This window comes from Marinobacter litoralis, from assembly GCF_003336705.1.
In the GTDB taxonomy this organism is placed as follows: Bacteria; Pseudomonadota; Gammaproteobacteria; order Pseudomonadales; family Oleiphilaceae; genus Marinobacter; species Marinobacter litoralis.
The window spans coordinates 503,550-526,043 of record NZ_QMDL01000003.1; the positions used below are offsets into that span (position 1 = coordinate 503,550).

The window sequence follows — 22,494 nt, forward strand, 5'->3', positions numbered from 1 at the left end:
ATGCTGCAAGCGTTAAATGTAAAGGAGTACATAAGTTTTGAATTTCAGATCCGTAAAAATTACCCCCGGTGGATACAGAAATCACTACATCCTTTTATCAGACATTCTGGATTTTTTTCCATCGGAGCTGATTGGTGGTTCAAACGAAGATGAGGCGGGCCAAAGAGCTACTATTTACTTTGGCATTTCTGAGCCTGTAATGGCTGACATTGATGGTGAGAAGAATTTTTTCAGAGTTCGCGGTCCCTTAACTAGGCGTTTCTTCGAGGCGCATCAGTTAAAAGCTGGTGATCGCGTGATCTTCGAGAAGGTGGGTCACCACGAGTACCACCTATACCCTCAAAGAGCCATTTAACAAGGCGCAGCAGTTCGCGGCCGATGGCCGCCGGACGCCACTGACGTGGCGCCGCTGTGCTTCAGCGTTGAGGCTGTAGAAAAACCCCAAATCGAACTCGTTTTGGTAGCATTGAGCAAACAGACAAGGAGTCGTCGGGATGCCTCGTTTCAAGCACTACAACTACGACCAGGATGCGATGGTCGTGATCAATTACCAAGAGCAGCTCCAGCCGGGCACCTTTGAACACGCCGTTCATTATCTGATTGAGCACAAGTTGGATTTGTCGGTGTTTCATCCCAAATACCGCAACGACGACACCGGCCGCATTGCTTACGATCCAGCTATTCTTCTGAAGATCATCCTGTTCGCCTATTCGAAAGGCATCACCTCTAGCCGCGAAATCCAGTGGTGCTGTGAAACCAACATCATTTTTAAAGCGCTGTCCTGCGACACCGTTCCGCACTTCACCACCTTGGCCAAGTTCGTTAGCGGCCACGCTGAAGAAATCGAAGAGCTGTTTGAACAGGTGTTGCTGGTGTGTCACGAGCAAGGCTTGCTAGGCAACGAGTTGTTTGCCATCGACGGCTGCAAAATGTCCTCGAACGCCGCGAAAGAATGGTCGGGCACCTTTAAAGAGCTGGGTGAAAAACGCGACAAGCTGAAGCGGCTGATTCGCCATCATCTGCGTGAACACCACGAACGGGATGAGGCCGAAACCGAAGCCGAACTGGATAGGGACATTCGCCGTGCGAAAACCATCCTATCGCTGGACGAAGCGATGACCAAAGTAGACCGATTCCTAAAGACGAGCAGCCCAAGTTACGGCGGACACAGGCTTCGCCAACGAAGCGAACATGAAGTATCTGCACGAGCGACAAATCAACGGCTACGTGCCGGACAACAAATTCCGAAGCCGGGACCCCAAGTTCGCGCAGCAGAAAGGCAAGTACGGAAAACGGCACCAGAACCTGCCCAAAACCGGATGGAAAAACATCATTCCTGCAAGTGAATTCCAGTTCGATCCGGTGAGCCTTACCTGTATCTGTCCGGCAGGCAACGCCATTAGTTACCAAGGCACACGGGAAACCGAGAACGGAAAGACCCGGGTGCAATTCGAAGGCCGTCTGCTCCAGTGCAGGCATTGCCCGAAGAAACATCGATGCATGCAGAATCCGGCGTCCGCTAACCACCGCAAAGGGTCCGGCCGGCAAGTCTCGTTCACCATCGCAAACAAACGGCTTCCGAACTACACGGATTGGATGAAGCATCGGATAGATAGCCCGCAAGGCAAAGAAATCTACCGCCACCGCATGTCGGTGGTGGAGCCAGTGTTCGGCAATATTGGCACAACCAAACGCCTAAACCGTTTTAGTCTGCGTGGAAAGCGAAAAGTGCAGGGGCAATGGCAGCTGTATTGCTTGGTGCACAATATTGAAAAGCTGGCGGATTATGGGCAGATGGCTGCGTGAACAGGGCGAGGCAATCCGTCCTGAAACGCCCCGGGCACAAGGTTACGAGTGCTTGAACACTGAAATAGCGGGATTGAGGTCTATAAAGGACAAACAATCCGGAAACGGTAAGTTGCTGGGCGAACTGACCGGCTAAAACAAACGAGATCGTAGGCGGTGGAATGCTCGCTCATTTTTGGGTTTTCTACAGCCTCATTAGCTAGGGTTGCCCCCTGAAAAAGTGATACTATAGTGTCACTATCAGTTTGATTCAGGGTGAACCCAATGAAAGTTGAGCTTGTTACAAACCTCAAGCGTCAAGCCACAAAAATTCTGGCAGATCTGCATTTGTCTAAAGAGCCGATACTGATCACGGAGCATGGTCAGCCTTCCGCTTACCTTGTTGATGTGCAAGATTACGAGTTCATGCAGCGTCGACTTGAGTTGCTTGAGGGGCTCTCACGGGGAGAGCGTGCTGTACTTGAGGGAAGAACGTACAGCCAAAGCGAGGCCAGGGAGAAAATGAGTAAATGGCTAAAGTAATCTGGACGGAGCCTGCCCTTCAGGAGCTGGATGCCATCGCTGAGTACATCGCTTTGGATAATCCTGATGCCGCAAGTCAGCTGGTTCAGGAGGTTTTTGAAAAAACCGAGCGCTTGGAAGATTTTCCTCAGTCTGGGCGAATTCCGCCAGAGCTCCCTAACTCAGTATACCGGGAGGTAGTGGTTCCGCCGTTTCGCATTTTTTATCGTGAGGATGAGAAGCGAGTTCTCGTCCTCTATGTCATGCGAGATGAGCGGCAGCTTCGGGCATACATGCTTGAGAACAGCTAACCAGGCACGTCACGCGGATGCCTTTGTCTCCGCTTAGCTACGTCAAAGTCACCGGTGCGCTAGGCGTTAGGCTGCAAAGGAGTCGTTATGGAGAGATTAGAGCTAAAAATCCCACCTGTTGTACAAGTGTTTATTTTCGCAGGCTTAATGTGGATATCGGCAGTGTTGTTGCCGGCTCTGAGCATCACACTTTCTGCGTCGCCGCTTGTGGCACTCATTTTGGCATCAGCTGGTGTCGCTTTCGCCCTGCTTGGCGTTTTGGCGTTTCGGTCCGCAGGTACGACTGTCGATCCAAGAATCCCAGATCAATCAGCTAGCCTGGTCACCAGTGGAGTCTATCGAATAAGCCGAAACCCGATGTACGTGGGTTTCCTGCTCTTGCTAATCGGTTGGGGGGCTTTCCTCGGCAATATTGCGAGTTTTCTGTTGCTCCCGATCTTCGTGATGTATATGAACAGGTTTCAAATCCTCCCGGAGGAGCGGTTTATGCGGGAAAAGTTCGGAGATCAATACCGGCAATACGTAACAACGGTGCGCCGGTGGATTTGATGCCTAACACGGCCTGGCACGGTTGATGCCGCTAAGGTCTTTACCAAGCTTAGCAGAATCCTCATTAGTGGCAGCCAACACAGAGGCTTGAAAAATTGCTCGCGCGACCCTATTTCGGGAGTAGGGGAAAGGCGTCTCGATGAGAGCATGACTCCAAATTGATTGTTTTTATTTCGTATTGCTTCTAACGGAGGATGTGTGATGAATACAATTGATTTCACCCCACTTTATCGCAACAGCGTCGGCTTTGACCGCATGGCGTCGCTGCTTGATTCGGCTTTGCGCAGCGAACAAGGCTCGGCAGGTTATCCGCCTTACGACATTGAAGTGCTGGACGATAACCAGTACTCCATTGCCTTAGCGGTGGCCGGTTTTGATCGCAGCGAGCTGAGCATCGAGGTCGAAAGAGGTGTTCTGACCGTCCGCGGAAAAAAACAGGACGATCAAAGCGACCGCAAGTTCCTGTATCAGGGCATCGCCAGCCGGGCCTTCGAGCGCAAGTTTAATCTTGCGGATCATGTGGAAGTGACCGGTGCCGATTTGAGTAATGGTCTGCTGACTATTAGCCTGGTGAAAGAAATCCCAGAGGCCATGAAGCCTAAGACCATTGAAATCAAAGGCGCAGGCAACGTCCTTGAGCACCGAGAACACGCAGTCGAAAGCGACGGTGACAAGGCCGCCTAATGAACCGGGCAGAGGCGAGAGCCTCTGCCCTTTTTTCACACTCAATTCCTCAGGCAGCACATTATTACCACTTCACTACACCGTCTGTACTCCTTCCGCCGTTGTCCCTACGCCATGCGCGCCCGCCTTGGTGTGGTATTTGCCGGGCTGCAGGTTGAGCTGCGTGAAATCGTTCTGAAAAACAAACCCGCGCAAATGCTGGCCATCAGCCCAAAAGGCACGGTGCCCGTGCTGGAACTGGTTGAGGAAAATGGCAGCCAGCGCCGGGTGATTGAGGAAAGCCGGGACATTCTTGAATGGGCGCTGCAGCAGAGCGACCCACACGGATTGCTCAACACCGATCTGGCCAGTGCTAATGCGCTGATCGAGCGCAATGACAACGAGTTCAAGCACTGGCTGGATCGTTATAAATACGCCGATCGCCATCCTGAACGAAGCCAGCTGGAATACCGGCAACAGGGTGAGGTGTTTTTGCAGGCGTTGGAGGCTTTGCTGGGCCAGAATACGTTTCTGCTGGGAGAACGCATCAGCCTGGCGGATATTGCCGTGATGCCCTTCGTACGCCAGTTTGCCCATGTAGACCGAGAGGTGTTCTACAGCCTGCCTTACCCCAAGCTTCAGAAATGGCTGCGCGATTGGCTGGATCACCCGGTGTTTAAGCAGGTCATGGTTAAATATCAACCGTGGCAAGAAGGCGATGACGTTGTGATTTTTCCATCCTCAACTGAAAGAGGCGCTTTATGAGCATTCAGGAACTGCTGGGTATCGAGCTTCCCATTATCCAGGCGCCGATGGCGGGCGTGCAGGGCAGTGAGCTTGCGATTGCGGTATCCGAGGCCGGGGGGTTGGGGTCGCTTCCGTGTGGAATGCTCGGTATAGAGGCCATGCGTAAGGAGTTGGCTGCGATCAAGGCCAGGACGAACCGGCCCTTCAATGTGAATTTCTTCTGCCATACCCAGCCCGAACCCGATGCGGAACAGGACGCAAAATGGAAAGCCGCGCTGTCGCCCTATTATCGGGAGTTTGGTATCGATGAAAACAACGTTGCCACCGGGGCGGGCCGTTTGCCCTTTGGCGCGGAAGCCGCCGATGTGCTGGCGGAGTTTGAGCCGGCCGTTGTCAGCTTTCATTACGGCCTGCCGGAGCAGGATTTACTGGATCGTGTGCGCGCATGGGGCGCAAAAATTCTGTCGACGGCAACCACTGTAGAAGAGGCCCGTTGGCTGGAAGCTCAAGGTGTCGACGCCATTATTGCGCAGGGTTTGGAGGCCGGCGGGCATCGCGGAATTTTTCTGTCGGAAGATCTCAACAGCCAGCTCGGAACCTTTGCGCTTGTGCCTCAGATTGTCCAAGCCGTGAACGTGCCGGTGATTGCGGCCGGTGGGATTGCCGATGCTAACGGGGTAGCGGCTGCCATGACCCTGGGGGCAGCGGGTGTGCAGGCGGGAACCGCTTATCTGCTGTGCCCAGAAGCCAACACAAGCGCGCTGCACCGGGCAGCCATCAAAAGCGATGCCGCCGCGGTTACGGCGTTAACTAACGTGTTCTCCGGTCGACCGGCCCGAGGTATTGTAAATCGCATTATGCGGGAGCTGGGGCCTATCAGTCCGGCAGCGCCAGCATTCCCGTTGGCGTCGGCGGCTTTGGCGCCTTTACGCGCTGCGGCGGAACAGGCCAATTGTGGCGAGTTTTCGCCGTTGTGGGCCGGCCAGAACGTTCGTGGCTGCACGGAAATTCCCGCCGCGGATCTTACTCGCGCTCTGGCAAAAGGCGCATAGAATCCGCATGATGACGCCAGCCGACACCTGAGCCCAGTATGAAAGGTTTAACTATGAGTTACGTGTATCTGGCCCTTGCCATTATTGCCGAAGTTGCGGGCACTGCCGCCCTGAAATCCTCCGAGGGATTCACCAATTTGGGGCCCAGCATCATTGTGGTGTTGGGCTACTGCATGGCGTTCTATTTCCTGTCGTTGGTGCTGAACGAGATTCCGGTTGGCGTGGCCTATGCCATTTGGGCAGGTGCCGGTGTGGTGCTGATTTCGTTGGTGGGGGCTGCGATGTTCGGCCAAAAGCTGGATTTACCTGCCATTGTCGGTATGGCGCTGATTGTGAGCGGGATTGTGGTGATGAATGTGTTTTCGTCGTCGGTTCAGCATTGAGCATCAGCGGCATGATGCGGGGCCGATTTGGGTGTCGGAATCTTTTACATATGTCTTCCTGAAGCGACCCGTCTGAGTGCGTTGTCTGCAAAAATCTGTTTGAAAAATGGTCATATTTTCCGTTCTGGTTCAGCTATTGCTTTTGAGTAATAGAGAACTCAGAAAGGGAATAAAGGAATACGCCATGAATAAAACAACAGGTTTTCTCGTCACGGCTGCACTATCCGGAGCCCTCTTCACAGGTGGTGCTTTAGCTGGCCCAACCATCGATCTGGACTACACCGGCGCTACACACGGTTATAAGTCCGGCACGTTGAGCAACACGGCAACCTCCAAGAATTACAATGTTTATGCAGGCATGTTTGCCTTCAACACCAGCAATCCGGTGGGTGCGTCTCCGATCACTTGGTCGAGCAAGCTGGATGCTTTTTGTATTGAACTGGACACCTATCTGGATAAAACCAATACCACCTACGAGCTGAAAACCGCTACCAGCCACTTTGGTAATGCCGGGCTGGTTTCGTCGATCACCAAGCTCTATACCGGGTATGAGAGCAGTGTGTCGAATGCGAAAACGTCTGCTGCGTTCCAGTTGGCTCTTTGGGAGCTGATTAACGAGACCGATTCATCGTATGGCATGACCACCGGAACCTTCACATCAAGCAAATATAGTGGAGCTCGGGGAATTGCGGATGGTTGGTTGTCAGGCTTGAGTTCGCAGAGCGAAGGCTTTGATATGTATGTGCTGACCTCAGCGAAGTCACAGGACCTTCTGGTGTTTACCCCACGTCCTCCGGTTAGTGTGCCAGAGCCCGCGTCACTGGCTTTGTTAGGTCTTGGCCTGGTTGCGTTGGGGCTTCGTCGCCGGAGTGCCCGGAGTTAAAAACGCGTAGCCAATGCGTTATTTTGATTAATGGAGTGTCTGCGACGCTCCATTTTTTATGCACAAAACAGATTTGAACGACCCTGCCAAGCGCGTCTAGTGGTTACAATCCCTATTGCTAATATTTGCCAAGCTCCTACCATAGATTATCGCGCTGACGTTGCACCAAGGTATAGGGTAAACCTATCCTGATCTTTTGAATAATCAATTTTACTAAAAGTGTCTCGTTGCTTAATCTAGTCACCGTAGATTCATAAACACGCACGTGTACCAACAGGAGAAATTCTGAGATGGGAATTATTAACAGCGAAATTAAACCGTTTAACGCAACCGCCTTCAAACAGGGCGAGTTTGTCGAAATCTCTGAAGCAGACGTGAAAGGCAAGTGGGCGATTTTCTTCTTCTACCCAGCCGACTTCACTTTCGTTTGCCCGACTGAGCTGGGCGACGTTGCAGATCACTACGAAGAGCTGCAGAAGATGGGTGTTGAAGTATTCTCCGTGTCTACCGACACGCACTTCACCCACAAAGCATGGCACGACAGCTCTGAAACCATCGGTAAGATCAACTACTACATGGTTGGCGACCAGAACGGCAGCATCACCAACAACTTCGGTGTCATGCGTGAAGGCCAAGGCCTTGCTGACCGCGCTACCTTCCTGATCGATCCGGATGGCATCATCCAGGCGATGGAAATCACTGCTGAAGGTATCGGCCGTGACGCAGACGACCTGATGCGCAAAGTGAAAGCCGCTCAGTACGTTCGCAACAATCCAGGCGAAGTTTGCCCGGCTAAGTGGAAAGAAGGTGAAGCTACTCTGGCTCCGTCTTTGGATCTGGTTGGCAAGATCTAAGTTTTGCCTTAACGGTAAAGCGAATGAAAGGCCCGCCATGCGGGCCTTTTTTTTGGGATGTTGGCAGGGATTGGCCGAAACATAAGGATAGAGATTTACTATCAAATGCTTTTGACTAATTAATTTGAGCTTTTAATAGTAAATCTTTATCTTAGAGACATATTCAGTTTGCGACCATTAATCACGCAAACATTCGATTTCACCTGTGTTGAGGGGAAGAGCCACTATGTTAGACGCTAATATCAAGCAACAGTTGAACGCATACATGGACAAGCTGCAGCAGCCGATTGAATTGGTAGCGGCGTATGACGACAGCGACAAGTCCCAGGAGCTAAGAGAGCTTCTGGAAGAGCTGGCCGGCATGTCTGACAAGATCAGCCTGCGGGATGAAGAGTCTGCGGATGTGCGCCGCCCCTCTTTTGCCATCAACCGGGTAGGTACCGATGTAGGTGTGAGCTTTGCCGGTATTCCGATGGGCCACGAGTTCACTTCTTTGGTCCTGGCGCTGCTGCAGGTGGGTGGTCACCCATCGAAAGCTTCCCAGGATCTGATCGAACAGATTCAGGAACTGGACGGTGAGTTCGAGTTTGAAACTTATTTCTCGCTGTCGTGCCAGAACTGTCCGGACGTGGTACAGGCGCTGAACCTGATCAGTGTGTTGAACCCGAGCATTAAGCACACGTCCATTGACGGCGCTCTGTTCCAAGAAGAAGTTGAGCAGCGTGAAGTGATGGCGGTACCCAGCGTATACCTGAACGGCCAGTCCTGGGGCCAGGGCCGGATGACCTTGGAAGAAATCGTTGCCAAGCTGGACACCAACGCCGGTGCGAAAGAAGCCGAAAGACTGAACCAGAAAGACGCGTTTGACGTGCTGGTCATTGGCGGTGGCCCGGCAGGTTCGGCCGCAGCGATCTACGCCGCCCGTAAAGGCATTTCCACCGGTTTGGCCGCCGAGCGTTTTGGTGGACAGGTGGGCGACACCATGTCGATCGAGAACCTGATTTCTGTACCTTACACCGAAGGTCCGAAACTGGTGTCTGCCATGGAACAGCACGTGAATGAATACGACGTGGACGTGATGAACCTGCAGCGTGCCGAAAAGTTGATCCCGGCTGAAACTAAGGGCGGTTTGCACGAAGTACGTTTGGCGAACGGCGCATCGTTGAAATCCAGAACGGTGATCCTGTCTACCGGTGCCCGCTGGCGCCAGATGGGTGTTCCGGGTGAAGAAGAGTACCGTAACAAGGGCGTAGCTTACTGCCCACACTGTGACGGCCCCCTGTTCAAGGGCAAGCGCGTGGCAGTGATCGGTGGCGGTAACTCTGGCGTGGAAGCGGCTATCGACTTGGCCGGTATTGTCGGGCACGTGACTTTGATCGAGTTTGGCGAGCAGATGCGCGCCGACGAAGTGCTGCAGAAGAAACTGCGCAGCCTGGGCAACGTGGACATCATTACTTCCGGACAGACCACTGAAATCGTGGGTGAAAACGGCAAGGTCAGCGGCCTGAACTACAAAGACCGCACCACCGGTGAAGAGCACCATGTGGAACTGGAAGGTGTGTTTGTTCAGATCGGGCTGGTGCCGAACACCGAGTGGCTGAAAGGCGACATCGAGTTGAGCCAGCATGGTGAAGTGGTGATCAACGAGCGCAACGAAACCTCGATTCCGGGCGTGTTCGCGGCTGGCGATGCCACCACAGTGCCGTACAAGCAGATTGTGATATCTATGGGCGAAGGCTCAAAGGCATCCCTCAGTGCCTTCGACTTCTTGATCCGCAACTCTGCAGAGTAAGTTTACGCAAGTCTGACAGCCTCAGGCTGACCCCTGAAACCGGTACCCGCTGGATGCGGCTACCGGTTTTTTTGCATAAATGACCGGATTTACCGCCCGAAACGTGATTCAGGCCAATCGAAGCTGGGACTGAAACACGTAGTGTTGGTGATGCTCAAACAATAATGATTAAAGAGGGAGCAACTGGCATGGGTAATCGGCATTACGATGTGTTGATCATCGGAGCAGGCGTTTCGGGAATTGGTATGGCCTGTCACCTCAAAAGATCGTGCCCCGGCAAGCGGTTTGCCATTCTGGAGCGCCGCCAGTCCCTCGGCGGGACTTGGGATTTGTTTCGCTATCCCGGTATCCGCTCCGATTCCGATATGTTCACTTTCGGCTACAAGTTCCAGCCTTGGTCCGGCGGTAAGGTGCTGGCAGACGGTGCTTCAATCAAGCAGTACCTGAGCAAGACGGCTCAAGAAAAAGGGGTTGATAAGCACATCCATTATGGTTTGGCGGTGAAGGAGGCGAACTGGTCCAGCGAGGACAAATGCTGGAAACTGATCGCCGAGAATGCCGAAACAGGTGAGCTCGAAACCTGGACCGCCAACTTCCTGGTGGGTTGTACCGGTTACTATGACTACGATCAGGGTTATAAGCCGGATTTTCCGGGAGAAGCCGACTTCAAGGGCCAGATCGTGCATCCTCAGCACTGGCCGGAGCATCTGGATTACACCGGCAAAAAGGTCGTGGTGATTGGCAGTGGCGCAACCGCCATTACACTGGTGCCGACCATGGCAGAAGACGCCGCGCATGTGACCATGCTACAGCGCTCGCCGTCCTATCTGATGCCCCTGCCGTCCACAGATAAGGTCACCCTTGCGATGCAAAAGGTGCTGCCCGCAAAACTGTCGTACAAGTTGACCCGCTCACGAAACCTTTTTATCTCACGACAGTTGTACAAACATTCCCGCAAGAGCCCGAAGGCCATGCGCCGGTTTTTTCTGTGGATCGTCAAACGCCAGTTGAATGGCAAAGCCGACATGCGCCACTTTACCCCAGACTACAACCCTTGGGATCAACGCTTGTGTGTGGTGAAGGATGGCGATTTGTTCAAGGCGATCAAGGCAGGGAAGGCTTCTATGAAAACCGACCACATTGAGCGTTTCACTGAAACTGGTATCCGGCTGAAATCCGGAGAAGAACTGCCTGCCGATATCATCATTCCGGCAACCGGGCTGAACCTGCAAATGCTCGGCGGTATAAAACCAACGGTGGACGGCCGGGAGGTAGTGCTCAAGGAAAAGGTGCTCTATAAGAGCGTCATGGTGGAAGGCGTGCCCAACGCCGGGATGATCTTCGGTTACATCAACAACCCCTGGACACTGAAAGTCGATATCGCCAGTGAGTATCTGTGCCGGTTGTTGAATCACATGGACAGCAACGGCTACCAGGTGGCGGTGCCGCGGGACCATGAGAACAGCCGCAGTGAGGAAACCGTTATGGGTGCGCTCGATTCAGGCTATATCCGGCGGGCGGAGGACAGTCTGCCCCGCCAGGGCACCCATGGGCCCTGGATAGCGGTACAGGATTACCAACGGGATATCGAGGTGCTGTGTAGCCAAGCCGTTGAAGACGGCTACCTGGAATTTGCCTGATCAGCCCCAACCAGCCCCGTGCTTTCAAAGCGCTCAAGGCTGCGCGCTAAGCTGGCGTGGGACAGTTCGCCTAAATGCGTGTCTACCAGATTGCCTTCGGCGCTGTAGAACAGGGTTGTGGGCAAGCCGTAGCTGCCGACAACCCGGCCAAATTGGCCTTGGCGATCACTGAGCACATGGCTGAGGTTCAGGTTTTGTTCCATCAGGAACTTGCGAATGGTTTCCGGATGCTCGCCCTGATTGGCAAACACGAAGTTGATGTCCGGGTAGCGTTGTTGGGCCTGCTCCAGCACCGGCATTTCACGAATACAGGGTGGGCACCAGGTGGCCCAGAGGTTCACTACGGTGGGGCGGTTACCGGCAATGGCTTCCAGATTGACCGGCTCCTCGTTTAGGTTCGTCAGCGCCACCTCCGGTAAGCCTTGGGTTTGCTGATTGATCAGGCCAATTACTCCGCTGGTAAAGCCCCAGGTGATGAGCCCTGCGGCCACGGCAGAGCCAAGCGCACGGCGAATGGCTGCACGTTTCCACATCAGGTAGGCAGTAAAAAGTAGTGCCGCAATCAGGCCGGTGGCCATATCAAAACCGCCATCGCGGATATCGATGATGCCCCATAAATCGTTCTGGTAGTGCTCGAAGTAACGCACCACAAAGCCAATCCGAGCCGTGACCATGGCCACCAGAAAAATATCCGCCAAGGTACCGGCCACCGGAGTTTTCCGTTTGCGGCCGGTCAGAGCGCCGACGATCAGGGCGACCACAAAGGCCAGCACCAGAAGTAGATACCCAATCGAGAGGCTCAGTGGGCCGATACCTACGCTGATCATGACGTCTCCTGTTTCCATAGAATAAATAATCGCTTACAAGCGGGTACTGACCCCAAGACCCGGCGTGAGTTCCATTTTGCGAAGTAAATCGTACGGTAGCTAACAATAAACACTTATGGCTATTTCGAAAGTGCTCTGTTACCGTGCACGCATCCTGCCTCTAGGGATTCCGCAGTTTTCGGCTTTTAAGCCGCTTTGCGAACACTCCATACGACCTGTCAGAGGACGTCACCCCATTATCGGCGCGTGACCGTAGTCGTCTTTTATTCCATGAGCTTTCATGGCATCTGCCCGCATTCGCCGACGACGGTGTTCGTGGAGGCAGAATCAATCAAGAGTACATCGTTTATGAGTTTTTCTTCCCTCGGTTTGTCCGAGCAGCTGGTCCGTGCCACTTCCGATCAGGGTTACGATACCCCGTCCCCCATTCAGCTACAGGCGATTCCTGCGGTTCTGTCGGGTAAAGACGTCATGGCGGCGGCCCAGACCGGTACCGGTAAAACGGCCGGCTTTACGTTGCCTTTGCTGCAGCGCTTGTCGGAAAAGCCGCGTGCTGGCAAAGGCCCGCGCGCGCTGATTCTGACGCCTACCCGGGAGCTGGCCGCGCAGGTTCACGACAGCGTGAATCTTTACAGCCGATACGTGCCGACCAAAGCCGCCGTGGTGTTTGGTGGTGTGAAAATCAATCCGCAGATGATGAAGCTGCGCAAAGGTCTGGACGTTCTGGTGGCGACACCGGGCCGTTTGATGGACCTGTACCAGCAGAACGCGGTGCGCTTCAACGAAGTGGAAATTCTGGTGCTGGACGAAGCCGACCGCATGCTGGACATGGGCTTTATCCGCGACATTCGCAAGATCCTTGCCCTGTTGCCGGCCAAGCGTCAGAACTTGTTGTTCTCCGCTACCTTCTCCAATGAAATCCGTGGCTTGGCCCAAGGCCTGCTGGATAACCCGGTGCAGGTTGAAGTGGCCGCACGCAACACCTCTGCTGAAACCATCAAGCAGTCGGTTTACCCGGTCGATCAGAGCCAGAAAACGGCGCTGTTGAGCAAACTGGTGCGTGATAACAGCTGGGATCAGGTACTGGTTTTCACCCGCACCAAGCACGGTGCCAACCGTCTGACCCAGAAGCTGGAGCGTGACGGTATCACCGCCGCCGCGATTCATGGCAACAAGTCACAAGGTGCCCGTACCCGTGCGCTGGCGGATTTCAAAGCCGGCGAAGTGCGTGTACTGGTGGCAACCGATATTGCTGCCCGTGGCCTGGACATCAAACAGCTGCCGCAAGTGGTGAACTTCGAGCTGCCGAACGTACCGGAAGACTACGTGCACCGTATCGGCCGTACCGGTCGTGCCGGCGAGAAAGGCCATGCCTTGTCATTGGTCAGTGCCGACGAAGGCAAACTGCTGGCGGGTATCGAGCGGCTGATCAAAAAGCAGTTGCCGCGTAAGGAAATCGAGGGCTTTGAGCCGAAGAACAACCTGCCGCTGAAGCCGAAAGCCAAAGCGGACCCGAGCAAAGCCCGTAACCGTCGCCCGCAGGGTGGCAATGGCAAGAGCTTCGGGCCTAAGCCTGCTGGCCGCAGTGGTGGCCGCGGTCGTCAAGGTCAGGGTGAAGGGCAAGGCCGTAGTGGTCGCCCGGCTCAGCGCCGTAGCGCGTAAGCCAAACCGGTTTTCCGGGCATTAAAAAAGCGGGGCTGAAAAGTCCCGCTTTTTTGTGTGCTCTGAAAACGTAGCAGCAATCAGAACTTGTAGGTGAAGCCGACCATGTAAACCATGGGGTCGATTTCTACATCGAGCTTTTCGGTCACGCCTTTGATTTCTGCTTCAGTATCAATATCTGCCCACCAGATAGCGGCGTTCAGCCCGAACTGTTCGTTTAGCATGTAGTCCACGCCCACTTCTGCTGCCACACCTACACTGTCATCCAGTTCCAGGTCGCCCAGATCAGACTTCTCTTCGAAGAAAGTGGTGTAGTTAACGCCAATGCCCACATACGGTTGCACGTTCTCGGTACTGTTCATCGGGTAGTACTGAAGCGTAATGGTGGGTGGCAGGTGTTTGGTTTCGCCGATATCGGCACCATCAAGCGCACCACCTTTGCCCGAAATGTTGTGCTTGAACGGGGTGGCGGCCAGTACACCAAGACCCACGTTTGGAGTGAACATGTAGGTGCCGCGGATACCCAGCTGTGTATTGGTGTCTACGGCAACTTCAGAGCCGGTAGCCGCGCCGCCGGACAGCAAAACCTGATCGCTGGAATCATCCGGTGCCACATGGATAGCACCTGCCCGAACAATAAAATCACCCGCTTCGAAGGCCTGGGCGGCCGGTGCTGCGGCCAGTACGGCTGCTGCCAGAACACTGAGTTTGAAACTACGAGACATATCCATCTCCAGAATTGCGCCATTAATTGATGGCTCCAATTTACCGGTGATGGCTTGTGTGTTTTTGATTTAGCGCAAAAAACGCAAGGCAAGGGAAACGAGAGGGTCGAGATATTGATATAGCTCAAAAAGCCACACGGCATGTGGCTTTCCACACTGTTCAGCCCGCGTCTTTTGCGGCTTTCAAGTCGTCGGCGACTAACACGTCGCGAATGGTTAAGGGTTCGCCGTCGCTGTTGCACACGCTAACGGGCTGAATGGGCTGGCCGGTTGCGCGGTCGCGCAGGTCCAGTTGCTTGCCATCGGGCGCGGGGTTCCATTTGTCACCCCACTGGCGCAGGGCAACCACCACCGGAAACAAGTCCCGGCCTTTTTCGGTGAGGCGGTATTCAAAGCGAGAGCCGTGCTCGCCGGCTTCCACTTTGCGCAGCACTTCGTTGTCCACCAGTTTGCTCAGCCGGTCGCACAGGATGTTTTTCGCAATACCCAGCTGTTGCTGGAAATCCACGAACCGGCGGGTGCCGTACATTGCGTGTAGCACGATCAGCAGGGACCACCAGTCGCCCACTTCATTGAGTGCGCGGGCAACTGAGCAATTAGAGTCATCAAAACGTTTTCTGGCCATGTAGGTGAGTGTACCGAATAGGGTTGCATTATGAAACCAATTTGAATAGGGTTGCGTTAAGAAACCAAATTAACAAGGTTGCACCGAATTATGAGCATGAATCTAGGCCCGATGTTTGAACCGTTTGAACTCCACAACCTCAAGCTGCGCAACCGTGTAGCCATGGCACCGATGACCCGTAATTTCTCCCCCAAGGGCGTACCGGGTGAGAACGTGGTGGATTATTACCGTCGCCGTGCGGAAGCCGGGGTTGGCCTGATCATCACCGAAGGCACCACTGTGAACCATGCCGGCGCTAACGGTTACCCGAATGTACCGGCTTTTCATGGTGAAGAAGCCCTGGCCGGTTGGAAGAAGGTGGTGGATGCCGTGCACGAAGCCGGTGGCGCGATTTTTCCGCAGCTGTGGCATGTAGGCGCGGTTCGTCAAGAAGGTACCGAGCCGGATCCGTCCGAACCGGGTTACAGCCCGTCAGGTTTGTTTGCGCCGGGTAAGCCCAACGGCAAAGCCATGAGCAAAGAAGACATCCAGGACGTGATCAAAGCGTTCGGTGATGCCGCTCAGGACGCCAAGGCGCTGGGTTTCGACGGCGTGGAAATCCACGGTGCCCACGGTTACCTGCTGGACCAGTTCCTGTGGGAAGGCACCAACCAGCGTGACGACGAGTATGGCGGCAGCATGGAAAACCGTCTGCGCTTTGTGGTGGAAATCGTGGAAGAAGTTCGCCACCGCGTGGGCCCGGAATACCCGATCATGCTGCGTTTCTCCCAGTGGAAACAGCAGGACTATGAAGCCCGCCTGGTAAACAGCCCGGAGCAGCTAGAGCAGTTCCTGAAGCCGCTGGTGGAAGCCGGTGTGGATATCTTCCACGCCTCCACGCGCCGCTTCTGGGAGCCTGAATTTGAAGGCTCCGACCTGAACCTTGCCGGCTGGACCCAAAAGCTGACTGGCATCCCGACTATGTCGGTGGGCAGTGTTGGTCTGACTGAAGATTTCATCAGCGGCACCTTCGCCAGCAAGAAAGAAGCGGTTGAGCAGTCGGGTATCGATGAGCTGGTTGAGCGTTTGACTAACCACGAATTCGAATTGATCGCGGTAGGCCGCGCACTGCTGCAAGATCCTGAGTGGCTGGTGAAAGTGAAAGAAGGCCGCTTGAATGAAGTGGATGCCTTTGCCAAGAAGTCACTGGCCAAGCTTTACTGATCGCCCCTTCGATTCTGCGATCCCTTTTAGCCGCGCGCCCTCGGGCCCGCGGCTTTTTTTGTGCGTTTGTCTGCCTGCTTACATTTGCCCGAAGGCTTCGTACCGGTGGTGCCAGCTCAAAGCTTCGTTCAGCAGATGCGGGGTGTGCATGCCTCGTTTGCTGTTGCAGGCGCGCTCGAAGTAGTCACGCAGCTGGGGCCGGAAATCCGGATGGGCGCAGTTTTCGATGATGTTCAACGCCCGCTGGCGGGGTGGCAGGCCGCGCAAATCAGCGAGGCCCTGTTCGGTAACCACAATCTGGACATCGTGCTCGGTGTGATCCACGTGTGACACCATGGGCACAATGGTGGAAATGGTGCCGCCCTTGGCGGTTGAAGGCGTCATGAATACCGACAGGTAGCCGTTGCGGGCAAAGTCACCGGAGCCGCCAATGCCGTTCATGATGCGGGATGCCATCACGTGGGTGGAGTTTACGTTGCCGTAGATGTCGGCTTCGATCATGCCGTTTAGCGCGATCACACCCAGGCGACGAATCACTTCCGGGTGGTTGCTGATCTCCTGTGAACGCAGGACGATGCGGTCGCGGTAAAAATCGATGTTGTTGGCCAGCTCTTCGTTGGCTTCCGGGCTGAGAGAGAAAGCGGTAGCAGAGGCTTTCGCCAGCTTGCCGGATTTCAGCATCGCCAGCATGCCATCCTGCAGCACTTCGGTGAATGCGGTCATGTTATTGAAGGGGCCTTCGTTCAAACCGGCCATCACGGCATTGGCGATGTTCCCAACCCCGGATTGCAGCGGCAGCAACTCCGGCGGCAGGCGTTTGGCTTCCACTTCTCGGCTGAAGAAGTCCAGCAGGTGGTTAGCAATGCGCTGGGAGTTTTCATCAGGCGGGCTGAACCGGGAATTACGGTCGGGTGCGTTGGTTTCCACCACTGCGATGATCTTTTCCGGCGGGCATATCAGGTACTTTTCGCCAAAACGCTCTTCGGGGCGGGTCAGCGGAATCGGCTTGCGGCGTGGGGGCAGGGCGGTGCCGTAGTAAATGTCGTGCATGCCTTCGAGGCCGGCACTTTGGCCGTGATTCACTTCCAGAATCACTTTATCCGCCTGGTCAATCCAGGTTTTGTTGTTACCCACGGAGGAGGAGGGAATTAGTCTGCCATCTTCCGTCACGCCAACCACCTCAATGACCGCGATATCCAGCTTGCCGTAAAAGCCGGACCAGGCGTGCTGGGCGACATGAGACAGGTGAATGTCCATGTATTCCATGTGGCCATCATTGATTTTCTGGCGGCACAAAGGATCGCTCTGGTAGGGCAGGCGCATTTGAATGCCGTTCACCTCGGCCAACGCACCGTCCAGCTCTGGCGCGGTCGATGCGCCGGTCCACACGCTGATCCGGAAGTTCTCATCCCGCGCTTGTGCTGCCCGAATGTGTTCCGCCAGTGCTCCGGGTACCGCTTTCGGGTAGCCAGCGCCGGTAAAGCCGCTCATACCGACGTTCACGCCGGAGGGAATCAGGGCGGCCGCGTCCCGGGCGCTCATGATGCGTTGACGGAGTTTCGGGCAACGAATTCGGGATTCGGTGGACATGATCGACCTCACGTTTAGGAAAACGGCTCGGTAGGGGCGAGCAGATAAAGTACGCTGACGATTAGCGAGCTACAAAAAAAGCGCTCTATTTTAACAGCGAATTATGAAAGTTTTGTGAAAAATATTAGTGAAATTGCGTAATCATTTGGTCTAACTATGGTATTTGTTCTATATCTATTCGCCGCTGTCTCCGGACGAACTGCCTTGGGCGGTTGCCGTACCCGCATCTCGATGGGATGATGCCCTCTGTGCCGGGCGCACACTTCACATCGATTTCACTACCATCTCCCGCAGGACACCATGGCCACCAAAACATCCACCCGTTTGAACAAATACATCAGCGAAAGCGGGATGTGCTCCCGGCGGGATGCGGATCGTTACATCGAACAAGGCAACGTGCACATCAACGGCCGCCGCGCGCAAGTCGGTGATCAAGTGATGCCGGGTGATACGGTGAAGGTGAATGGCCAGGTGGTGGAGCCACGGGATGAAGAAGACCTGATTTTTATTGCGCTGAACAAGCCGGTGGGTGTGGTGAGCACCACCGACAGCGCCGAACGCGACAACATTGTTCGCTTTGTGGGCCACAGTGAGCGGATTTTCCCCATTGGCCGGCTCGACAAGGACTCCCAAGGCCTGATCTTTTTGACCAGCAATGGCGATTTGGTGAACAAAATCCTGCGGGCGGGTAACAATCACTCCAAGGAATACATCGTCACTGTGGATAAGCCGGTGACGAAAGAATTCATTAAGGGCATGAGCAGTGGCGTTCCGATTCTTGGCACGGTGACTAAGCCCTGCCCGGTTGAGCAAATCTCTCGCTTTGTTTTCCGTATCACCTTGGTGCAAGGGTTAAACCGGCAGATTCGCCGCATGGCGGAGCACTTCGGTTATGAAGTGACCCGCTTGGAGCGGGTGCGGATCATGAACGTGAACCTCAGTGGTTTGCCGGTGGGAGCATGGCGGGATTTGACCGAGAAAGAGCTCACCACGTTGTTGGATGCCGTGCGGGATTCTTCGTCGGAAGCGATCGAGCCCGCATCGAGCAAACCCAAGAAGAAGCCTGCCCGTTCGGGAGCTGGCGGAAAACCGCCGCGTCTGGGTGCCAAGCCCGGAGGGCGACCGGCCGCTGGCCGGGGTGGGAAGGGCGCGGGTGGTGCGCCCGGAAAAGGTTCTGGAAAGGGCCGAGGTAAAGGTCCGGGGCCGGGTAAGCGGCCCGGAAGACCCGGCGGCAAGCCGGGAGATGGCCCAAAAGGGGGCGGGCGTAATCCTGCGGGCCCAAAGGGGCGGCCAGCAAAACCCAAGAAACCGCGCAAGCCGTCCATCAAGCGTTAAGTGCCTGATGGGCGGGAAATAGGTTCACTTCCTTACGGCAGAATTCGGAGCTAAGCGCTATCCTTACCGGAACAATTCTCTGCCGGATTTCCTTGGATGCTCGAAACGCTTTTCTCCACCTACCTCAGCAGTACCATCCGCTTTTGGTTCCTGATCGCACCCTTCTTCGTGGTGACTATGTTTCTGGCGCTGACCCGGGGGTTACCCGCGTCGGAGAAAGCGTCGATCATTCGTCGCGCCTGTATTTCAGCACTGATTCTGGGCCTTATTTTGTTCTTTGCCGGGCCGCTGCTGTTTAACGCCATTGGCATTACTCTGAACTCGTTCCGCATTGGCGCGGGTGCTTTGCTGTTCCTGACCGCCATCAGTTTGGTCACCAGCGGTACGCGGAATCACGCGACCAGCCTGCCAGACGAAGATCGTGAAGACGTTGCGGTGGTCCCGCTGGCAATTCCGGTGATGATCGGCCCGGCGACCATCGGTGCGATTCTGGTTTACGGTGCCGAACTCAAAGAGGTACCGGAAGTGGTCGGTGGCCTGCTGGGGCTTGTGACCAGCCTGTTCTTTCTGGGCGTATTGCTGCGGCTGTCGAGCTATCTGGAGAAGGCGCTGGGGAAAACCGGCCTGAACATCATGTCGAAAATCAGTGGTTTGATCTTGTCGGCGATGGCCGCTGAAATCGTGCTGACCGGTATTGCCGGTTTTATTGCCAGCACCCAGGTTGCCTGAGACACTGCGTTGGATGTTAAGACACGAGGATAAGCATGGCCGCCAATACCATTGACCACAATCGTACCCGCCAGAATTTCGAGGGCATCGATTCGGTGTGGTTGTTTGGTTATGGGTCTTTGATTTACAAGGTCGATTTTCCCTTTCTGGAGCAAAAGCCTGCCACCATTCGAGGTTGGGCGCGCCGGTTCTGGCAAGGTTCTCACGATCATCGAGGTACGCCGGAAGCCCCGGGCCGGGTAGTCACCTTGATCGAGCAGCCCGGAGCGGTCTGCAAGGGCATGGCGTTTCGGGTAGCACCGAGCGTGTTTGAACATCTGGATGTGCGGGAAAAGAACGGCTATCTGCGGTTCAGCACCACCATGACCTTCGACGACGGTGGGCAAGCGGAAGGCTTGGTGTACATCGCAACAGAAGATAATGAAGCGTTTCTGGGCGAAGCCCCGCCCGCGGATATTGCCCGGCAGATTGCGCAAGCATTGGGGCCCAGTGGCCCCAACACTGATTACTTGCTTAGGCTGGCCGAATCACTCCGCGAGCTGGGTGACCAGTGCGATCATACGTTTGCGATTGAATCCTGCTTGAAAGAGCAGCTCTCCTCAGAACGCTGAGGCGCTTGGTCGCTAACCGAACACTCGCGATCTCGCGGCGCGGGGTTAAAGCCCCGAGCCGGTGAACGCTTACGGTTGCGCAGGCCGATCAGCACCAACGGCACAATGATCATCAAGCTGCCGACAATGAACCACGCGTCGGGCACTTCGCCAAACCATATCCAACCAATCGCAACCGCCCAGATCAGTCCGGTGTATTCGGCACTGGTCACCTGATTGGCATCCACCTGGTGGTAGGCCAGCAACACGGAGATGTTGTAACCCAGGATGAAGAACGCCGAACCGGCCGCGCTGATCAGCATTTCCGGGTGCCATTCGGCGCCTTCCCACAGTGCCAGAGCCCCGGCCGCCGGAATGATCAGCAGGTAGTTCAGAAACAGCTTGTGCACCGTGCTTTGCTCTTTAGGCAGCTTGCGCACCAGCACAGCGTTGATGGCGAGTGTCAGGGCTGACACCAGTGCCGCGATGGCGGCCCAATTGAATTCCACCGGCCGCAGGATGACGATGATGCCGGCAAAACCGCTGATCACCGTTGCCATACTCAACCGCGTGAGCTTTTCACTGAACAAGAGGGCAGACAACGCCATCACCATGATCGGCGCGGCATAAAACAACGCGTTCGCGGTGGCCAGAGGCAGGTTGGTCAAGGCGATGACCATCACCAGGATACCGGCCAGATGCACGTGCGCCCGGAGCGCGTGTATGCCGAAACCGCTGAACAGGTGCTCACGGTTCAGTTTACCGATCAGCGGCAGCAAGAATACCAGCGTTAGGACAAGGCGCAGAAACGCGAACTGAAACACAGAGGTCCCGGGCTCCAGCGTTTTAATAAAGATATCAGAGAGGATAGCCATAGCGTTGCCGATGACCAGTAACAAGATAGCGCTATTAACGGTTTTGCCTGACATTTAATCCCCCCCTTTTTTACCCGTTGAATTGTGATGATGAGGCGAATGCCTCGGTGAACTGTGAACACAAGTCTATCTGTGATTTACTATCCGATAAAATGATGATTATTTAGCCGCTATTAGAAATTTAGATAGATGAGACTACCTCCCCTAAGAGCCTTACCGGTGTTTGAAGCGGTTGCCCGGCTGACCAGTTTTTCTGCGGCAGCCGAGGAATTGTCGATCACCCAAAGTGCCGTTAGCCATCAGATCAAACAGCTGGAAACCTATCTTGGTGAGCCTTTATTCTGGCGTTCAGGCCGGGTGGTGACGCTGACGGATGAAGGGCGCCAGTATTTCGATGCCATTGGCTCGGCGCTGCTGCAGATCGAACGGGCCAGTGAGCAGTTGTTGGGGCATGAAGAGTCGCGGTTGCGGCTGTCGGTGTTCAGTTCCTTCGCGGTGCGTTGGTTGGTGCCGCGTTTGCCGGACTTGCAGCGTTTGCACCCGCAGATTGATCTGGCGCTGGAGATGAGTAGCCAGAACCCGGTGTTGTCGGATCGGGTCGCGGATTGCTTTATCACCATTTACACCTCGGCACCGGCCTACAGTTACGAACATCTCTATACTGAGCGATTGTTCCCGGTGTGCAGCCAGGATTACTGGCAGCGGATACAGCGGGAGATGGGCTGGGATACGGAGCCCGATGCCCGCAGTGAGTTGGTTATTTCGCCAGAGCAGATTGCGCAATTTCCCTTGCTATCGACACACAGCATTTTTAACCGACCGGCTGGCGATTGGGCCGCCTGGTTTCGCGCGGTGGATCAATCTTTGCCCGGTGGCGCTCGGGTCCAGCATTTCAGCCATATGCTGTTGGCTCTGGAAGCGGCACGGTTTAATCAGGGTATCGCGCTGACCAACGATTACATGCTCAGTACCCGTAAGGATTCGGAAGACTTTGTGCGGCTGCCGGCCCATGCGGTGGTGACGGGGGATAAGTTCTATTTTGCCTGGAAAACCAGCCGCCGTCGGGAGCGCGGAATTCAAACGTTGCGGCGCTGGTTAGTGGATGAAGCGATTCGGGGGGGCTTGAGGGGCGAGTGAACGCCCCCCAATCAG

Annotated in this window: 23 protein-coding genes and 1 pseudogene; 19 read left to right on the top strand and 5 right to left on the bottom strand. The window is 55.0% G+C overall.

Features of this window, described 5'->3' with window-relative positions:
* Window positions 1-37 precede the first annotated feature (37 nt).
* The 13 genes and pseudogenes from DOQ08_RS11990 to DOQ08_RS12050 all read left to right on the top strand — a co-directional run bounded on the left by DOQ08_RS11990 (window position 38) and on the right by DOQ08_RS12050 (window position 11,181).
* Entirely contained in the window at window positions 38-355 is a 318-nt protein-coding gene (locus DOQ08_RS11990; protein WP_114335166.1) for a hypothetical protein, read from the top strand.
* Between the two features lie 139 nt (window positions 356-494).
* A pseudogene (locus DOQ08_RS16150) lies at window positions 495-1,806 on the top strand (transposase).
* A gap of 264 nt (window positions 1,807-2,070) precedes the next feature.
* Window positions 2,071-2,328, top strand: a complete 258-nt coding sequence (locus DOQ08_RS12000; RefSeq protein WP_022992576.1) for a type II toxin-antitoxin system Phd/YefM family antitoxin — start codon at window positions 2,071-2,073, stop codon at window positions 2,326-2,328.
* A complete protein-coding gene (locus DOQ08_RS12005; protein WP_114335168.1) occupies window positions 2,316-2,618 on the top strand; it encodes a type II toxin-antitoxin system RelE/ParE family toxin in 303 nt (100 codons plus the stop codon). Before DOQ08_RS12000 ends, DOQ08_RS12005 begins: the two co-directional genes overlap by 13 nt.
* 87 nt (window positions 2,619-2,705) lie before the next feature.
* Window positions 2,706-3,167 carry a methyltransferase family protein gene (locus DOQ08_RS12010; RefSeq protein ID WP_114335170.1) on the top strand — a complete coding sequence of 154 codons (462 nt, stop codon included), beginning with the start codon at window positions 2,706-2,708 and terminating at the stop codon, window positions 3,165-3,167.
* A gap of 201 nt (window positions 3,168-3,368) precedes the next feature.
* Window positions 3,369-3,851, top strand: coding sequence for an Hsp20 family protein (locus DOQ08_RS12015; RefSeq protein WP_114335171.1), 483 nt, complete (start codon window positions 3,369-3,371; stop codon window positions 3,849-3,851).
* 84 nt (window positions 3,852-3,935) lie between these two features.
* Window positions 3,936-4,595 carry a glutathione S-transferase gene (locus DOQ08_RS12020; protein WP_264756365.1) on the top strand — a complete coding sequence of 220 codons (660 nt, stop codon included), beginning with the start codon at window positions 3,936-3,938 and terminating at the stop codon, window positions 4,593-4,595.
* Window positions 4,592-5,629 (top strand): NAD(P)H-dependent flavin oxidoreductase, encoded by a 1,038-nt coding sequence (locus tag DOQ08_RS12025; protein WP_114335174.1) that lies wholly within the window; start codon window positions 4,592-4,594, stop codon window positions 5,627-5,629. The genes DOQ08_RS12020 and DOQ08_RS12025 overlap by 4 nt, the downstream gene beginning before the upstream one ends.
* 53 nt (window positions 5,630-5,682) lie before the next feature.
* Complete coding sequence (locus tag DOQ08_RS12030) at window positions 5,683-6,012, top strand: SMR family transporter (RefSeq protein ID WP_114335176.1); 330 nt, start codon at window positions 5,683-5,685, stop codon at window positions 6,010-6,012.
* 184 nt (window positions 6,013-6,196) lie between these two features.
* Window positions 6,197-6,895 (top strand): PEP-CTERM sorting domain-containing protein, encoded by a 699-nt coding sequence (locus tag DOQ08_RS12035; RefSeq protein ID WP_165823660.1) that lies wholly within the window; start codon window positions 6,197-6,199, stop codon window positions 6,893-6,895.
* 290 nt (window positions 6,896-7,185) lie between these two features.
* On the top strand, window positions 7,186-7,749 hold the full coding sequence (gene ahpC / locus DOQ08_RS12040; RefSeq protein WP_114335180.1) for an alkyl hydroperoxide reductase subunit C: 564 nt from the start codon (window positions 7,186-7,188) through the stop codon (window positions 7,747-7,749).
* Window positions 7,750-7,975: 226 nt separating this feature from the next.
* Window positions 7,976-9,541, top strand: coding sequence for an alkyl hydroperoxide reductase subunit F (ahpF, locus tag DOQ08_RS12045; protein WP_114335182.1), 1,566 nt, complete (start codon window positions 7,976-7,978; stop codon window positions 9,539-9,541).
* Window positions 9,542-9,729: 188 nt separating this feature from the next.
* Window positions 9,730-11,181 (top strand): flavin-containing monooxygenase, encoded by a 1,452-nt coding sequence (locus DOQ08_RS12050; RefSeq protein WP_114335183.1) that lies wholly within the window; start codon window positions 9,730-9,732, stop codon window positions 11,179-11,181.
* On the opposite strand, the gene DOQ08_RS12055 is transcribed toward DOQ08_RS12050, so the two are convergent.
* Window positions 11,163-12,008, bottom strand: a complete 846-nt coding sequence (locus DOQ08_RS12055) for a TlpA disulfide reductase family protein (RefSeq protein WP_114335185.1) — start codon at window positions 12,006-12,008, stop codon at window positions 11,163-11,165. The two genes, DOQ08_RS12050 and DOQ08_RS12055, sit on opposite strands and share 19 nt — an antisense overlap.
* Window positions 12,009-12,356: 348 nt before the next feature.
* Here DOQ08_RS12055 and DOQ08_RS12060 point away from each other — a divergent pair, with 348 nt between their 5' ends.
* Window positions 12,357-13,670, top strand: a complete 1,314-nt coding sequence (locus DOQ08_RS12060; RefSeq protein WP_114335187.1) for a DEAD/DEAH box helicase — start codon at window positions 12,357-12,359, stop codon at window positions 13,668-13,670.
* A gap of 80 nt (window positions 13,671-13,750) precedes the next feature.
* Here the strand turns inward: DOQ08_RS12060 and DOQ08_RS12065 are convergent, their stop codons facing one another.
* Window positions 13,751-14,395 carry an OmpW/AlkL family protein gene (locus DOQ08_RS12065; RefSeq protein ID WP_114335189.1) on the bottom strand — a complete coding sequence of 215 codons (645 nt, stop codon included), beginning with the start codon at window positions 14,393-14,395 and terminating at the stop codon, window positions 13,751-13,753.
* Window positions 14,396-14,555: 160 nt separating this feature from the next.
* Window positions 14,556-15,020, bottom strand: coding sequence for a winged helix-turn-helix transcriptional regulator (locus DOQ08_RS12070; protein ID WP_114335191.1), 465 nt, complete (start codon window positions 15,018-15,020; stop codon window positions 14,556-14,558).
* A gap of 90 nt (window positions 15,021-15,110) precedes the next feature.
* Between DOQ08_RS12070 and DOQ08_RS12075 the strand changes: the two genes are divergently transcribed.
* Window positions 15,111-16,223, top strand: a complete 1,113-nt coding sequence (locus DOQ08_RS12075) for an NADH:flavin oxidoreductase (protein ID WP_114335193.1) — start codon at window positions 15,111-15,113, stop codon at window positions 16,221-16,223.
* Window positions 16,224-16,301: 78 nt separating this feature from the next.
* Here DOQ08_RS12075 and DOQ08_RS12080 read toward each other — a convergent pair whose 3' ends face one another.
* Window positions 16,302-17,813: an acetyl-CoA hydrolase/transferase family protein gene (locus DOQ08_RS12080; RefSeq protein ID WP_114335195.1), complete on the bottom strand. Its 1,512-nt coding sequence runs from the start codon at window positions 17,811-17,813 to the stop codon at window positions 16,302-16,304.
* 300 nt (window positions 17,814-18,113) lie between these two features.
* Here DOQ08_RS12080 and rluF point away from each other — a divergent pair, with 300 nt between their 5' ends.
* The 3 genes from rluF to DOQ08_RS12095 all read left to right on the top strand — a co-directional run bounded on the left by rluF (window position 18,114) and on the right by DOQ08_RS12095 (window position 20,488).
* The gene (rluF, locus tag DOQ08_RS12085) at window positions 18,114-19,148 is read left to right on the top strand and encodes a 23S rRNA pseudouridine(2604) synthase RluF (RefSeq protein ID WP_114335197.1); all 1,035 of its coding nucleotides are present in this window, start codon (window positions 18,114-18,116) and stop codon (window positions 19,146-19,148) included.
* A 96-nt stretch (window positions 19,149-19,244) separates the two neighbouring features.
* The gene (locus DOQ08_RS12090) at window positions 19,245-19,877 is read left to right on the top strand and encodes a MarC family protein (RefSeq protein ID WP_114335199.1); all 633 of its coding nucleotides are present in this window, start codon (window positions 19,245-19,247) and stop codon (window positions 19,875-19,877) included.
* Window positions 19,878-19,912: 35 nt separating this feature from the next.
* Complete coding sequence (locus DOQ08_RS12095) at window positions 19,913-20,488, top strand: gamma-glutamylcyclotransferase (RefSeq protein ID WP_114335201.1); 576 nt, start codon at window positions 19,913-19,915, stop codon at window positions 20,486-20,488.
* On the opposite strand, the gene DOQ08_RS12100 is transcribed toward DOQ08_RS12095, so the two are convergent.
* On the bottom strand, window positions 20,434-21,396 hold the full coding sequence (locus tag DOQ08_RS12100; RefSeq protein WP_114335203.1) for a DMT family transporter: 963 nt from the start codon (window positions 21,394-21,396) through the stop codon (window positions 20,434-20,436). The genes DOQ08_RS12095 and DOQ08_RS12100 overlap by 55 nt on opposite strands.
* A 135-nt stretch (window positions 21,397-21,531) precedes the next feature.
* Between DOQ08_RS12100 and DOQ08_RS12105 the strand changes: the two genes are divergently transcribed.
* Window positions 21,532-22,479, top strand: a complete 948-nt coding sequence (locus DOQ08_RS12105; RefSeq protein ID WP_114335205.1) for a LysR substrate-binding domain-containing protein — start codon at window positions 21,532-21,534, stop codon at window positions 22,477-22,479.
* The last annotated feature ends 15 nt before the right edge of the window (window positions 22,480-22,494 follow it).